Origin of the sequence: Mesorhizobium dulcispinae (assembly GCF_033977345.1) — a bacterium.
GTDB classification, from domain to species: Bacteria; Pseudomonadota; Alphaproteobacteria; order Rhizobiales; family Rhizobiaceae; genus Mesorhizobium; species Mesorhizobium dulcispinae.
Genome location: NZ_JAVIIY010000002.1, coordinates 564278 through 580586, shown reverse-complemented (window position 1 = coordinate 580586; position 16309 = coordinate 564278). Strand labels below are relative to the sequence as shown.

Genomic DNA, 16309 nt, shown 5'->3' with positions numbered 1-16309 from the left:
AAGGGACAAAGATGACCGATCCTCGTCACAACATACGTGAAGTGCGTGCGCCACGCGGCGACAAGCTGAACGCCCGGTACTGGACGACCGAGGCGCCGCTGCGCATGCTGATGAACAACCTCGATCCGGAAGTCGCCGAGAACCCGAATGAGCTCGTCGTCTATGGCGGCATCGGCCGGGCCGCGCGCACCTGGAACGATTTCGACCGCATCGTCGCTTCGTTGAAGACGCTTGGCGAAGACGAGACGCTTCTGGTGCAGTCGGGCAAGCCGGTCGGCGTCTTCAAGACTCACTCCAACGCGCCGCGCGTTTTGATCGCCAACTCCAACATCGTGCCGCACTGGGCAAACTGGGAGAAGTTCAACGAGCTGGATAAGAAGGGCTTGATGATGTACGGCCAGATGACGGCCGGCTCCTGGATCTATATCGGCACGCAAGGCATCGTTCAGGGCACCTATGAGACTTTCGTGGAGGCCGGACGCCAGCACTATGGCGGCAACCTCAAGGGCAAGTGGATCCTGACCGGTGGCCTTGGTGGCATGGGCGGCGCCCAGCCTCTGGCCGCCGTCATGGCCGGCGCCTGCTGCCTCGCCATCGAATGCAACCCTGACTCGATCGATTTCCGTCTGCGCACCCGCTATCTCGATGAGAAGGCCGAGACGCTGGACGAAGCCATGGAAATGATCGAGCGCTGGACCAAGGCCGGCGAGGCGAAATCGGTCGGCCTGCTCGGAAACGCCGCCGAAATCGTGCCGGAGATGTTCAGGCGCGGCATCCGCCCCGATATCCTCACCGACCAGACTTCGGCGCACGATCCCATCAACGGCTACCTGCCCAAGGGCTGGACGATGGCGCAATGGCGCGAGAAGCGGGTCAGCGATCCGAAGGCGGTCGAGAAGGCCGCCCGCGCGTCGATGCGCGAGCATGTCGAAGCGATGGTGGCGTTCTGGAATGCCGGCGTGCCGACGCTCGATTACGGCAACAACATCCGCCAGGTCGCCAAGGATGAAGGGTTCGAGAACGCCTTCGCCTTCCCTGGCTTCGTGCCGGCCTATATCCGGCCGCTGTTTTGCCGCGGCATCGGTCCGTTCCGCTGGGCAGCCCTCTCCGGCGATCCGGAGGATATCTACAAGACCGACGCCAAGGTTCGCGAGCTGACTCCCGGCAACACACACCTACACAACTGGCTCGACATGGCGCGCGAGCGCATCTCCTTCCAGGGGTTGCCGGCGCGTATCTGCTGGGTCGGCTTGGGCGATCGCCATCGCCTCGGCCTCGCCTTCAACGAGATGGTCGCCAGGGGCGAACTCAAGGCGCCGGTCGTCATCGGCCGAGACCACCTCGATTCCGGCTCGGTCGCTTCGCCGAACCGCGAGACCGAAGCGATGAAGGATGGCTCGGACGCCGTTTCCGACTGGCCGCTGCTCAACGCGCTGCTCAACACCGCGTCGGGCGCCACCTGGGTGTCGCTGCATCACGGCGGCGGCGTCGGCATGGGCTTCTCGCAGCATGCCGGCATGGTGATCGTTGCCGACGGCACGCCGGAAGCCGCCAAGCGGCTGGAGCGCGTGCTGTGGAACGATCCGGCGACGGGCGTCATGCGCCACGCCGATGCCGGCTACGACATCGCCATTGAATGCGCCAAAGAGCACCAGCTCAACCTGCCGGGCATTCTGGGCTGAGGCGATGCAAATCCTCCGTGCCGCCGACTACCGCGTCATGCCGTGGAAGAACGGCGGCGGCACGACGACCGAGATCGCCGTCTCGCCTAACGGCGCCGGCCTCGACGATTTCGACTGGCGCGTCTCGATGGCCCGCGTCGCGACGAGCGGGCCTTTTTCGAGCTTTGCTGGCATAGACCGCACGCTGTCTGTGCTGGAAGGCGAGGGCATCGTGCTCGACATCGCCGGCCAGCCCGCGTCACGGCTGACGGCGGCCTCAGCGCCGCTTTCCTTTCCGGGCGACGTGCCGACCGGCGCCACCCTGGTCGGCGGCCCGATCACCGATCTCAACGTCATGACCCGCCGGAGCCGCATGACCCACACCGTCGAGCGCCTGCCGCTCTCGGGCGAAATGCGGATTGAGCAGGGTGCCGGCACAACGCTCATTCTCCCCGTCGGCGGCGGCTTGAAAGTCTTTGCCGACGGCGCTTCGAGCCTCGGCCCGCTCGACACGCTCGTCGTCGACCGGAACGGCCCGAAACTGCGGCTGCAGCCTGAAGGGCAGGGGCTGCTTTTTGTGATCCGTCTGCACGCCACCGCCGCCAACGATTAACGGCTGTTGCCAAACATGATCGCGCCGCGGGCGAAATATCGTCCGGCCACTTGCATGCATCACGAAAAAGCCTGAATCCTTTCCCTGATCGAAACCGGGGGCGGGAAGCGAGGGGCGTTCGCCCTTGAGTTGTCGAAAGGGGACGCCCCTGTCATGGAGCGCAAACAAACTTTCGGCCAAACCTGCCATGCAACCAATTGCATTTGAACCGGTTTTAGGGCCATTGCCGTGGCGGTGACGCCGCATCGCGCCCCGCCTTACGGAATAATCAATGAACATACAGACGAACCCCACTAAGATCGAACAGACAAGCGCCGGCTTCCCGACCGTCACGGAAGCGCCGATACGCTCCAATTTCCTGCCCGATGACCGGCTGCGCGCGCTGGGCGCAGCACTCGCCAAGGGCGAAGTCAGGGACTTGTTCGGGCTCTCGCCGTTCGAATTCCAGGCCCGTATCCGCGACAGCGCCAAGAGGATTCTCGAAGTCTACCGTTCGACCAATGCCGCTCAGGCCAAGGGCGAGACGATCACGCCGGCGGCGCAGTGGCTGCTCGACAACAATTACCTGGTCGAAGAGACCATCTTCCAGGTCAAGCGCGACCTGCCGCGCCGTTTCTATCGCCAGCTGCCGACCCTCAAGCTTGCCGACGGGACCGTGTTGCCGCGCGCCTTCATCGTCGCCTGGAGCTATGTCGAGCATTCCGACAGCGCGGTCTCCGCGACCATGTTCAGGGCGATCGTCGAGGGCTTCCAGTCGGTCGAGCCGCTGAAGATCGGCGAGCTCTGGGCGCTGCCGTCGCTGCTGCGTTTCGTGCTGATCGAAAACCTTCGCCGCATCGCCGTGCGTGTTGAGCGCACGCGTCAGATGCGCCACATCGCCAACGAGGTCGCCGACCGCGTTCTGGCGACCGACGACCACGCCGACCGGACCAGGATCCTGTCGACCTACGCCGCGCACGCGCAGGACACGACTTTCGCCACCCAACTCCTCTATCGCCTGCGCGACGGCTCGCAGAATGCCGGCCGGGCGCTGGAATGGCTGGAGGGCGAGCTCGAGAAGACCGGTTCCGACGCCGAGGAGATCATCATCTCCGAGCATCAGACGCTGTCCAGCGGCAATGTCACCACCGGCAACATCATCCGCGGCCTGCGCCTCATCAACGACGTCGACTGGACGGTCTGGTTCGAGGGCGTCAGCCGCATCGACACGCTGCTGCGCGAGAAGACCGATTTCGCCGCGCTCGATTTCTTCTCGCGCGACCAGTATCGCACCGCGATCGAGCAACTCGCGCGCCGCTCCGACCTTTCCGAATTCCGCGTCGCCGAAAAGGCGATCGAGCTCGCCGGCCACGTGCCCGGCGTCACCGACGCGTCCGGCGTGCCGGAAACCGCCGACCCCACCGTGCATACCGATGTCGGCTTCTTCCTGGTCGGGCCGCGCCGGCCTGATCTGGAACAGGCAATCGGCTATCGGCCGCCGATCAATGTGACTTTCAAGCGCGCCTTCACCGCTACCGGCTGGCTGGGGATCGTCGTGCCCGTCTTCCTGCTGACGGCGCTCCTGCTTGTGTTGTCCGGCAACGCCCTTGCCAATCTCGGTCTCTCGGCGGAGTCGATCACGCTGATGCTGGCCCTGTTCGCGGTGCCGGCGAGCGAGGGCGCATTGGCCTTCTTCAACACCGTCGTGGCGCTCTTCCTCAAGCCGACACGCCTCGTCGGCTACGACTACAAGCACGACGGCATACCCGCCGAAGCGCGCACGCTGGTCGTGGTGCCTTCGCTGATCGGCTCGCGCGACGACGTCGAGGAAAACATCCGCAACATAGAGGTCCATCATCTAGCCAACACCGCGGAAGAGATCCATTTCGCGCTTCTGTCCGACTGGCCGGATTCCAAGACCGAGATCGACGCCGCCGACATCGAGATCCTGCAATATGCCCGCGACGAGATCGCCAGGCTGAACGCCCGCTACCCGTCCGAAGGCGCACCGCGCTTCTACCTTCTGCATCGCCGCCGGCTCTACAACCAGGCGCAGGGCTGCTGGATGGGCTGGGAGCGCAAGCGTGGCAAGCTGCACGAGCTCAACCTCCTGCTGCGCGGCGACAGCGATACCACCTTCCTGCCACTCGACGTGCCGCTGCCGGATAAGGTCACCTATGTGATGACGCTCGACGCCGACACGCGCACCACGCGCGACGCCGTCTCGACACTTGTGGGCAAGCTCGCGCATCCGCTGAACCGCCCGCATTTCGATCCGGCGAAGCGCGTCGTCACCGCCGGCTACACAATCCTGCAGCCGCGCATCACCGCATCGCTCACCAGCGGCGACGATGCTTCGTTTTTCCAGCGCGTCTTCTCGGCCAATCGCGGCCTGGATCCGTACGTCTTCGCCGTGTCCGACGTCTATCAGGACGTCTTCGGCGACGGCTCCTTCACCGGCAAGGGCCTCTATCATGTCGATGCCTTCGAGGCTGCGCTGAAGAACCGCATCGAGGAAAACACCATTCTCAGCCACGATCTGCTCGAAGGCGCCCTGGCGCGCGCCGCTTTGGTCACCGACGTCGAGCTGGTCGAGGATTATCCGACCCGCTACTCGGTCGATGCCTCGCGCCACCACCGCTGGGCACGCGGCGACTGGCAATTGCTCGGCTTCATGTTCGATCCGCGCTCGGGTGTTCCGGCGCTGTCGCGCTGGAAGATGGTCGATAACCTTCGCCGCTCGCTGACCCCGATCTTCTGGGTGATGGCCTGTATCGCGGGCTGGACCTTGCTGCCCTTCACCCAGGCCGCGCAGTGGCAGGCGCTGCTGATCCTCAGCCTGTTCATGGCGCCGACCTTCGACATCGTCAACGGCATCCTGCCGAAGAGCGGCGACCAGACGCCGCGCGGCCATTTCTCCGCGCTTGCCCGCGACACGGTATTCGGCACCGCGCTGGTGGCACTGAAGGTGCTGCTGATGGCGCATCTCGCCTGGATGATGGGCGACGCCATCATCCGCACGATTTATCGGCTCTTCGTCAGCCGCCAGAACCTTCTGGAGTGGCGCACCGCCTCGCAGGCGCACAAGGCGGGCGGCAGCGACCTCGGCTCCTATTACAGCATGATGTATGGCGCCGTGATCATCGGCGTCGTCGGCCTTGCCGTTCCGGTGCTGGCCGATTCCACCGGCGCGTTCGTCGCCTTCTTCTTCGCGATTTTCTGGATCGGCTCGCCCGCCGTTGCCTGCTGGATCAGCCGCTCGGCGGAGACCGAGGACAGGCTGCGCATTTCGGCGTCCGACATCCATGCGCTGCGCACCGTGGCACGGCGTACCTGGCACTATTTCGAGACCTTCGTGACGGCCGAGCATCACCATCTGCCGCCGGACAATTTCCAGGAAAGCCCGGCGCCCGTGGTGGCGCCGCGCACCTCGCCGACCAATATCGGCGTCTATCTGCTCTCGGTGGTGTCGGCGCGCGATTTCGGCTGGATCAGCCTGTCGGATGCCATCACCCGCATAGACGCAACGATGACGACCATCGAGAACATGCCGCGCGATCGCGGGCATCTCTACAACTGGTACGATACGACGACGCTGAAGCCGCTCTATCCGCTCTATATCTCGGCGGTGGACAGCGGCAACCTTGCCGGCCATCTGGTCGCCGTGGCCGCGGCCTGCGCCGAATGGGCCGAAGCGCCTTCCGTTCACCTGCAGGGCGATTTCGAAGGCATCCTCGACACCGTCACCATCCTCGACGAGAGCCTGGAGGAACTGCCTGACGACCGCCGGCAACTGAGGCCGCTGCGCCAGCGGCTCGCCGACCGCCTCGACGGCATGCGCCGCGCAGTGATGACCATCAAGGCGCAGCCCGAGATGGCCTCGATCCGTACCATCAACCTCGCGGTGCTGGCCGGCGAGATCCGCAAGCTCGCCACCGCCATCAACGTCGAGGCGGCGTCGCCGAAGAGCGACGTCATCGCCGACTGGGCCGCAAGGCTCGAGGCGACCTGCGAGGCGCATGTGCACGATTCGCACAATGACGAAAGCGCCGTCACGGCGCTGCGCACCAAGCTGCTCGCCCTGCGCGGCCGCTGCCGCCGCTATGCCTTCGAGATGGATTTCTCCTTCCTGATGCGGCAGGAGCGCAAGCTCCTGTCGATCGGCTACCGCGTCGAGGAGCACCAGCTCGACGAGAGCTGCTACGACCTGCTCGCTTCCGAGGCGCGGCTGACCAGCCTGTTCGCCATCGCCAAGGGCGACCTGCCTACGGAGCACTGGTTCCGGCTCGGCCGGCCGATCGTCGAGATCGGTTTCAAGGGCGCGCTGATGTCCTGGTCGGGCTCGATGTTCGAGTACCTGATGCCACCGCTGGTGATGAAGGAGCCGCACGGCTCGATCCTCAACCAGACCAGCAAGCTCATCATCAAGCGCCAGATCCAGTATGCGCGCTCGAAAAACGTGCCCTGGGGCATTTCGGAAGCGGCCTACAATGCCCGCGACCGCGAGCTCACCTACCAATACACCAATTTCGGCGTGCCCGGCCTCGGCCTGAAGCGCGGCCTCGGCCAGAACACCGTGATCGCTCCTTACGCCACCATCCTGTCTGCGCAGTTCAATCCGCGCGAGGCGGTGCAGAACCTGATGCGGCTGCGCTCGATCGGCGCCATGGGCCGGCACGGTTTCTACGACGCGGTCGATTTCACGCCGCAGCGCGTGCCGGAAGGCACCGACCACGCCGTCGTCCAGAACTACATGGCACACCATTCCGGCATGTCGATCGCCGCCGTGGCGGACGCCATCTTCGAGGGCCGGCTGCGCGAGCGCTTCCACAGCGATCCGGTGATCGAGTCGGCGGAACTCTTGCTGCAGGAGAAGGCGCCGCGCGACATTCCGACCGCCACCGTCAGGACCGAGGCCGACGAGCGCTCCAAGGACGAGACCGAGACCGAGAGCCCGGACAGCCGCATCATCCTCGACCCGATCAAGGCGCTGCGCGCGACCAATGTCATGTCGAATGGCCGTTACTCGGTCATGGTCACCGCCGCCGGCTCCGGCTACAGCCGTTTCGGCGAGCTTGCCGTGACGCGCTGGCAGCCGGACCCGAGCGAAGACCGCATGGGCTCCTACATCTTCCTGCGCGATGCCGCGACCGGCGACTGGTGGTCGGCGACCGCCGAGCCGAAGCGCGCCGAGAACGAGCGCGTGCAGGCGCTGTTTGCCGACGACAAGGCGAGCTTCACGAAATCGGTTGGCTCGCTGCGTTCGGAAGTCGAATGCATCGTCATTTCCGAAGGCAATGGCGAGGGCCGCCGCATCACGCTCTATAACGACGGTCCCACAGACCGGCATATCGAGGTGACATCGTTCGCCGAGCTGGTGCTGGGCAACGAGGCTTCGGACAATGCCCATCCGGCGTTCTCGAAGATGTTCGTCGAGACCGAGATCGCAGCGAACAACGGCGCCATCTTCGCCACCCGGCGCAAGCGCGACAAGAATGAGCCCGACCTCACCATGGTGCATTTCGTCACCGATCCATCGGGCCCGTCGCGCGACGCGGAGGCCGAGACCGACCGGCGCGCCTTCATCGGCCGCGGCCGCACCATAGCGGATGCCGTGGCGTTCGATCCCGGTGCCAGGCTTGGCGGCAGCCAGGGCTTCACGCTCGACCCGGTGGCTGCGCTGCGCCGCCAGGTGCGCGTGCCGGCGAACAAAAAGATCTCGCTCACCTTCTGGACCGTTGTCGGCGCCAACCGCGGCGATCTCGACGAGGCGATCGGCCGCCTCGACCATCAGGAAAGCTTCGCCCGCCAGGCGATGCTCGCCTGGACGCGCAGCCAGGTGCAGACGCGCCATCTCGGCCTGAGCCTGACCGATGCCGCCAATGTGCAGAAACTGGCGCGCTACCTGATCTATCCCGATCCGTTCCTGCGCCTGCCCGCAGATTCGATCGCCTCGGGCCTCGGCCGCCAGTCGAGCCTCTGGCCGACCAGCATCTCCGGCGATTTCCCGATCTTCCTGGTGCGTATCGGCGATGTCGCCGATCTTGAGATCGTCGCCCAGGCGCTGCGCTTCCAGGAATATATGCGCGCCCGCGGCATGATGATCGACTTCGTCGTCGTCAACGAGCAGGCGTCCTCCTACGTGCAGGACCTGCAGCGCGCGGTGGAAACGCTGTGCGAGAACAGCCGTCTGCGCGGCCGCGAGCTTGGGCCCCGCCAGCACATCTTCGCCGTGCGCCGCGACCTGATGGACGAGCCGACCTACAAGACCTTGCTGTCGGTCGCGCGCGTCGCGCTCCACACCCGCAACGGCACCATATTCGACCAGCTCGAGCGGGCCGAGACGGCGGCATTGCAGGCCCGTGACGCGTTGCAGCAGGCGGAAGGCGTCCCGACCCGCCAGCCGTCACCGCCATTGCCTGAGCCGACGCTGGCCAGCCAGGGAGGAGCCGATATAGCCGCCGACGGCACCGGCCTCAGCCTCTGGAACGGTTTTGGCGGCTTCGACGGCGACGGCCGGCACTACGTGACGCGGCTGACCGGGCGTCGTGTGACACCGCAGCCCTGGATCAACGTCATCTCCAACGCTTCCTTCGGCTTCCACGTTTCGGCCGAAGGCGCCGGCTTCACCTGGAGCCGCAACAGCCGCGACTACCAGCTGACGCCGTGGTCGAACGATCCGGTGTCGAACCGGCCGGGTGAGGGCTTCTACATCTACGATCAGTTGAGCGGCAAGGCGTTCTCGCCGATGGCCGCGGTGGTGCGCGATCCCTCGATGACCTACGAGACCTGGCACGGCCAGGGGTTCTCGACTTTCCGTTCGAAGCGCGGGCCGCTGTCGATGGACCTGACGCAGGTGGTCGACCCGGTGGATCCGGTGAAGATCACCCGGCTGCGCATCCAGAACACCGGCTCGGCGCCGGCAAGGCTGCGCGTCTATGCCTATGCCGAGTGGGTGCTCGGCGGCCACCGCTCACGCACGGCGGCGACCATCGTGCCGTCGCGCGATGCCGCGACCGGCGCCATGCTGGCGCAGAACCCCTATGGGCTCGATTTCGGCGAGCGGGTGGCTTTCCTCGCCGCGACGGCGCCTGTCCATTCGGTAACCGCCGACCGCTCGGAGTTCATCGGCAGGCACGGCACGACCGAATATCCGCAGGCCGTGCTTGGCGGGGTTGCCCTGTCCGGCCGCGTCGAGGCCGGCGACGACCCTTGCGCCGTCATCGCCAGCGACATCGACATTCCGGCCGGTGGCGACGTGACGCTGCTTTGGCTGCTCGGCGACGCTGCCACGGCCACTGAGGCGAGCGCGCTGGTGCAGACCCATCGCGGCAAGGATTTCGACCAGCGTCTGGCCGACAACGAGAGCGTCTGGCGCGGCTTCCTCGACACCATCCAGGTCGAGACGCCGGACAGCGCGCTCAACGCCATGGTCAACCACTGGCTGCCTTACCAGAGCCTGGCCTGCCGCATCCGCGCGCGCTCGGCTTTCTACCAGGCGAGCGGCGCCTTCGGCTTCCGCGACCAATTGCAGGACACGCTGGCCTTGCTGGCGCACGATCCGAAGCTGGCGCGCGACCAGATCCTCAACGCCGCCCGCCGGCAGTTCCCGGAAGGCGATGTGCAGCACTGGTGGCTGCCGCGCACCGATGCCGGCGTGCGCACCATGATCTCGGACGATGTTGTCTGGCTGGCGCATGCGACGGCCCGCTACATCGAGGTGACGGGCGATACCGCGATCCTCAAGGAGCAGATACCCTTCATCGACGGGCAGGAACTCGGCGAAGGCGAGCACGATGCCTTCTTCACGCCCGAGATCACCAAGACCACGGCTTCGCTCTACGACCACTGCGCGCGGGCGTTGGACCTCGCCATCAAGCGCAGCAGCCCGGCCGGCCTGCCGCTGATCCTCGGCGGCGATTGGAACGACGGCATGAACCGTGTCGGCGAGGGCGGCAAGGGCGAGAGCGTGTGGCTGGGCTGGTTCCTGTTGAAGACGCTGGGCGACTTCGCCCCCATCGCCAAGGGACAAAGCGACGGCAAGCGGGCGCAGGCCTGGACCAAGCACGCGGACCTGCTGAAGCGGGCGCTGGAGAGCACGGCCTGGGACGGCCAGTGGTACCGGCGCGGCAGCTTCGACGACGGCACGCCGCTCGGCTCCCGCAACTCGGATGAGTGCAAGATCGACTCGATCGCCCAGTCCTGGAGCGTGCTTTCGGGCGAGGGCGATCCGGCGCGCTCGACCACGGCGATGGAACAGGCGACGAAGATGCTCGTCGACGACGAGCTCAAGATCGTCAAGCTGTTCACGCCGCCCTTCTCGAACAGCCACAACGATCCCGGCTACATCAAGAGCTACCCGCCGGGCGTGCGCGAGAACGGCGGCCAGTACACCCATGCCGCCACCTGGTTCGTCATCGCGCTGGCCGAGATGGGGCGTGTCGACGAGGCCTATCGCTGCTTCTCTATGCTGAACCCCGTCAACCACGCTTCGGACGAGAAGGCGGCCGAGCACTATCGCGTCGAGCCCTATGTGGTGGCGGCCGATATCTACGCCGGCGAAGGAAAAGGCGGCCGAGGCGGCTGGACCTGGTACACCGGTTCCGCCGGCTGGCTGTATCGAGCTGCCGTCGAGGGAATTCTGGGCATCGAGCGGCGCGGCAAGCAGATCACGTTTAGGCCGAAGCTGCCTGGACACTGGGACGGCTACGCCGCCACGCTCAAAATGTTCGACGGCGAGATCAAGGTTCGCGTTATCCGCGACAAAAAGACCAAGTCGATCTCCCTCGAAGTCAATGGTTCGAAGACAAGATCGGGGTCTTTCGAGCCGAAAGCCGGCGAGAAGACCGAGGTCGTCGTAAAGATACCTGCGTAAAATCAAAGGCTTGGCTTATAGGCCGCGCATCCCCCGGGATGCGCGGCCTAGCTTGGCGTTTTACTTGGCAAGGATCCCGGACAGCCGCCCCAGGCTCCTTTAGCTCCGGCTAAGCAAGCGCCTTGTGATTAAAAATGTGGCAGCGCGAGGCAACTGCCATTATTTTGCCGCAAGCCTGACATTTCACCTTTTATCTCAAACCGTTAGGTGATCACGTCAGATTTCGCACCGTCGTCATCTTTTGTTCGCTAAATGGGAACGGAAGCGATAGACGGGCATTGTTTTGCGACGCGTTAACCGGTACGTGTCAAAAAATGGTGCAGTGCACAAATCCGGAATTGAGCACGACTAAAGAGTTTGGCGGAGTAGCTGAAGTGTCACTTCTGCAGATTTACTGGCGAGCACTGGGTTATCTGGCGGCTGACAAGAAGCGCGTCGCGGTCATCTGCGGCGCCAATATCGCACTCGCGATGATCGCCATCGTCGAACCGATCCTGTTCGGCCGGGTGATCGATGCCATCTCGAGCCACGGTTCGGTTTTCGGCACGCTGGCTGTCTGGGCAGCGCTCGGCGCCTTCAACATCACCGCCTTCGTGCTGGTGGCGCGCGGCGCCGACCGTTTCGCCCATGCCCGCCGCTCTGAAGTGCTGTGCCAATCCTTCGAGCGCGTCATCACCATGCCGCTCGCCTGGCACAACCAGCGCGGCACCTCCAATTCGCTGCACACGCTGCTGCGCGCCGTCGAGACGCTGTTCAGCCTTTGGCTCGAGTTCATGCGCCAGCATTTGTCGACGGCCGTCGCGCTGGCGCTGCTGATCCCCACTGCGCTTTCCATGGACATCCGCATGTCGATGGTGCTGCTCGGACTCGGCGCGCTCTATCTCGGTATCGGCCGGCTCGTCATGCGCCGCACCAAGGCAGGGCAGGCGGCTGTCGAGCGCCACTATCACACCGTGTTCGCCCATGTGACCGACTCCGTCAGCAACGTCGCCGTGTTGCAGAGTTACAACCGCATCGGCCACGAGACCGCGACGCTGAAGCGCTACGTCAAGAACCTGCTCGACGCGCAGAACCCTGTGCTCGACTGGTGGGCGATCGCCAACGCGCTGCATCGGCTGTCCTCGACCATCTCGATGATGATCGTGCTCCTGATTGGCGCCTATCTCGTCACCAACGGTCAGCTGCGCGTCGGCGACGTGATCGCCTTCACCGGCTTCGCCACGCTGCTGATCGCCCGCCTCGACCAGATGTCGGCTTTCGCCAACCAGATCTCCGAGGCGCGCGCCAAGCTCGAGGACTTCTACCGCCTCGAGGACTCGGCCGCCGACGCCGCCGAGCCGGATGGCCTGCGCGAGCTCACCAACGTCACCGGCCATGTGCGCTTCGAGAATGTCAGCTTCGAGTTCGCCAACTCCGGCCACGGCATCGACGACGTGTCGTTCGAGGTGCCGGCCGGCAAGACGGTCGCCATCGTCGGCCCGACCGGCGCCGGCAAGACGACGCTCATCAACCTGCTGCAGCGCGTCTTCACGCCGGCCAGCGGCCGCATCCTGATCGACGGCATCGACACCCGCATGGTGACCCGCAAGTCGCTGCGCCACTCGATCGCCACCGTCTTCCAGGACGCCGGCCTGCTCAACCGCTCGATCGAGGACAACATCCGCGTCGGCCGCGCCGAGGCGAGCAATGACGAGGTGCACGCCGCCGCCAATGCAGCTGCCGCGCAGGACTTCATCCTGGCCAAGAGCAGCGGCTACGATACCGTCGTCGGCGAGCGCGGCGGCCAGCTCTCGGGAGGCGAGCGCCAGCGCATCGCTATCGCCCGCGCCGTGCTGAAGGACGCCCCGATCCTGGTGCTCGACGAGGCGACCAGCGCGCTCGACGTCGAGACCGAGGACCGTGTCAAGGAAGCGATCGACGAGCTGCGCCGCGACCGCACCACCTTCATCATCGCCCACCGCCTGACCACAGTGCGCGACGCCGACCTGGTCGTCTTCATGGACAAGGGCAAGGTGGTCGAATATGGCGGCTTCACCGAGCTGTCGCTGCGCAACGGCCGCTTCGCAGCCCTGCTGCGCGCCGGCGGCCTGCTCAACGACGAGGAAGTCCGTCGCCTCAGCCGTCCGGTCAACGAAGCGGCGTAAGTTCAGGTCTTTCCTTCTCCCCTTGTGGGAGAAGGTGTCGCCGAAGGCGACGGATGAGGGGTGCTCCAGGGAACGCCAACGTCTCACTCCGCTGGAACACCCCTCATCCGTCTCGGCGCTGCGCGCCGATCCACCTTCTCCCACAAGGGGAGAAGGCAAGGGCTCTCCCCTGCGACAACCGTCCGATTGCTCCCGACCCATTGCCGGTCTATTTAGGTCGGCATGAGCGACACCACCTCACGCCTCTCAGGCTGGACCGATCTCGCCAACCCGACACGCTTTGTCGGGTTGGCCGACAAGGTCATTCCGTGGCTGGCGGCAATCGCGGCGATCCTGCTCGGCACGGGCCTCTATATGAGCTTCACCGCGCCGGAGGATTTCCAGCAGGGCATCACGGTGCGCATCATGTACATCCACGTGCCTTTCGCCTGGCTCGCCATGATGTGCTACACGATCATGGCGGTCTCGGCGCTGGGCACATTGGTCTGGCGCCATCCGCTGGCGGACGTGGCGCTGAAATCGGCCGCGCCGATCGGCGCCACCTTCACGGCGCTGGCATTGATCACCGGCTCCATCTGGGGCAAGCCGATGTGGGGCACCTGGTGGGTGTGGGACGCGCGGCTGACCTCGGTTTTCGTGCTTTTCCTGATGTATCTCGGCATTATCGCGCTGACCCGCGCGCTGGATGACGCCGGCCGCGCCGCCTGGGCAGCCGCCATCATCACGCTGGTCGGCTTCATCAACATCCCGATCATCAAATTCTCGGTCGACTGGTGGAACACGCTGCACCAGCCTGCCTCTGTGTTCCGGCTCGGCGGCCCGACCATCGACCCCTCGATGCTGTGGCCGCTCGCCGTCATGGCGCTCGGCTTCACCGTGCTGTTCTTCGCGCTGCACCTGATGGCGATACGCACGGAGATTTTCCGCAGGCGCGTAACGGCCATGCGGCGGGTTGCGGCAAGGCAGGCCGAGAAGGCTCCCCCTTCTCCCCTTGTGGGAGAAGGTGGCCGCGAAGCGGCCGGATGAGGGGTGTTCCAGGGAACGCCAGCCTCTCGCTCCGTCCAACACCCCTCATCCGGCCGGCGCTACGCGCCGATCCACCTTCTCCCACAAGGGGAGAAGGAGAAGCGCTGCGTCACCCCATCCGTCCACGCGCCGCCACCGGCAGCGTTTCCAGCACCTTGTCGCCGTCGATCAGATGCACCTGGTCGAACAGGTTCGTCACCACGCAGCAATGGTCGGGAATCACCCGCACGCGCTCGCCAATGCGAAGCTTGGCGCCATCGGAAAGCGTGACGTTGCCATGCTCTTCGCTCAAGCCGGTGACCCGGGCGCCGGGCACGCCCAGCAGCTCGCCGAAGTCGGGCAATCCGAGCGTATCGGAAGACAGCGCCTTGCTGCCGCTATCGAGGATGGCGCGGGTCGGCGTCGGGTGGCTGACCACGGTGGCGAGCACCGTCAGCGCGCAATCGTCGAGCGTGCCGACGCCTTTGGCGACCTGGTAACGGTCGAGATAGATGTAGGTGCCGGGGCGATATTCGGTGACGACGCTGTCCTCGCCCGAGCGCCACATGTCCGGCGTGCCGCCGCTGGAAATGCGCTGGCATTCGAGCCCGGCCGCGGCAAGCGCATCGCGGGCGCTTCTCAGCCACGCCTCGGCCTCGGCGGCGCGGCCGGCGGCCGGATAAGTCATTAGCCCGTCGAAGCGGAGACCCTTTGCCTGGTCGATCACTTTTGCAAGCGCGAGCGCTTCGGCTGGGCTCTGCACGCCGCAGCGGCCCATGCCGGTGTCGCATTCGACCAGTACCGGCAGCGGATGGCCGGCATCGGTGAAGGTCGCGGCAAGCCCGTCTAGCGTTTCATGACTGTCCGCCGTGACCGAGAGCGTGACGCGGCCATGCAGCGCCTTCAGCCGCTCCAGCTTGGCGCGGCCAAGGATGTTGTAGGGGAGGAAAATGTCGGCCAGTCCGGCATCGGCCATCACCTCGGCCTCGCCGATCTTCTGGCAGGTGATTCCGACGGCGCCGGCCGCAACCTGCTTCTTCGCCCAGTAAGGCAGCTTGTGCGTCTTGATGTGCGGCCGCAGCTTCAGCCCGTGGCTGTCGGCATGGGCTTGCGCCTTCTTGATATTAGCTTCGGCGCGGGCGGTATCGAGCAGGATTGCCGGCGTGTCGAGTTCGTCTATGCTTGGCATGAAATCACCATTTCAAAAAACCGTTGGTTTATGGTCCCGATCCGGGCGGATGTCACGGGGCCAGAACCGTCAGTTTGCGTCGACAGCGGATTGCCATTGGGCTATTGCGATTGGCAGATTTTCAGCAGGCAGCGGCCGGAAGGAAAGACCCATGAAACGCTCGACCATCAACGACATCATCCGCGACGCCGACGCCTTCATCCGCTCGTTCGGCTACATCATGCCGCCCTTCGCCTACTGGTCGCCGGAAGAGATGAAGGCGCACAAGGCGGACTCCTCGGCCATTTTCAGCTCGCGTCTCGGCTGGGATATCACCGATTACGGCCAGGAGAAGTTCGACGAGTTGGGCCTGTTCCTGTTCACCGTCCGCAACGGCCGTTACGAGGACATGAAGTTCGGCATGGGCATGCTCTATGCAGAGAAGATCATGATCTCGCGCAAGGATCAGCTGTCGCCGATGCACCGCCACAACATCAAGGCCGAGGACATCATCAACCGCGGCGGCGGCAAGCTGGTGCTGGAACTGTTCATGCACGACCGCGACGGCGGCATCGACCCGAAGGCCGAAGTGTCCGTGCCGGTCGACGGCACTATCCACAGATTGCCGGCAGGCGGGCTCCTGAAGCTCGACCCCGGCCAGAGCGTCACGCTGCTGCCCGGCGTCTGGCACGCCTTCTGGGCCGAAGGCAAGGACGTGCTGATCGGCGAGGTCTCGACCGTCAATGATGACCTCACCGACAACGTCTTCCGCGAGCCGATCGGCCGCTTCTCAAATATCGAGGAGGATGTGGCGCCGGTGCATCTGCTGGTGTCGGATTATGAGAAGTGGGTGGGGTAGGTGAG

7 protein-coding genes are annotated in these 16309 nt (G+C 65.1%); 6 read left to right on the top strand and 1 reads right to left on the bottom strand.

The features are described 5' to 3' along the window. Nucleotides 1–11: 11 nt before the first annotated feature. The 5 genes from hutU to RFN30_RS07560 all read left to right on the top strand — a co-directional run bounded on the left by hutU (nt 12) and on the right by RFN30_RS07560 (nt 14298). Nucleotides 12–1682 carry a urocanate hydratase gene (gene hutU, locus RFN30_RS07580; protein WP_320261480.1) on the top strand — a complete coding sequence of 557 codons (1671 nt, stop codon included), beginning with the start codon at nt 12–14 and terminating at the stop codon, nt 1680–1682. 4 nt (nt 1683–1686) lie between these two features. Beyond that, complete coding sequence (locus tag RFN30_RS07575) at nt 1687–2274, top strand: HutD/Ves family protein (protein WP_320261479.1); 588 nt, start codon at nt 1687–1689, stop codon at nt 2272–2274. A gap of 271 nt (nt 2275–2545) precedes the next feature. After that, nucleotides 2546–11128 carry a glycoside hydrolase family 94 protein gene (locus RFN30_RS07570; protein ID WP_320261478.1) on the top strand — a complete coding sequence of 2861 codons (8583 nt, stop codon included), beginning with the start codon at nt 2546–2548 and terminating at the stop codon, nt 11126–11128. Between the two features lie 374 nt (nt 11129–11502). Further along, nucleotides 11503–13272: a glucan ABC transporter ATP-binding protein/ permease gene (locus tag RFN30_RS07565; RefSeq protein ID WP_320261477.1), complete on the top strand. Its 1770-nt coding sequence runs from the start codon at nt 11503–11505 to the stop codon at nt 13270–13272. Nucleotides 13273–13494: 222 nt separating this feature from the next. Next, complete coding sequence (locus RFN30_RS07560) at nt 13495–14298, top strand: heme ABC transporter permease (RefSeq protein ID WP_320261476.1); 804 nt, start codon at nt 13495–13497, stop codon at nt 14296–14298. Between the two features lie 109 nt (nt 14299–14407). Here RFN30_RS07560 and RFN30_RS07555 read toward each other — a convergent pair whose 3' ends face one another. Beyond that, nucleotides 14408–15466 (bottom strand): D-TA family PLP-dependent enzyme, encoded by a 1059-nt coding sequence (locus RFN30_RS07555; RefSeq protein ID WP_320261475.1) that lies wholly within the window; start codon nt 15464–15466, stop codon nt 14408–14410. A gap of 151 nt (nt 15467–15617) precedes the next feature. On the opposite strand from RFN30_RS07555, the gene RFN30_RS07550 reads away from it, so the two are divergent. Continuing rightward, a complete protein-coding gene (locus RFN30_RS07550) occupies nt 15618–16304 on the top strand; it encodes a D-lyxose/D-mannose family sugar isomerase (RefSeq protein WP_320261473.1) in 687 nt (228 codons plus the stop codon). The last annotated feature ends 5 nt before the right edge of the window (nt 16305–16309 follow it).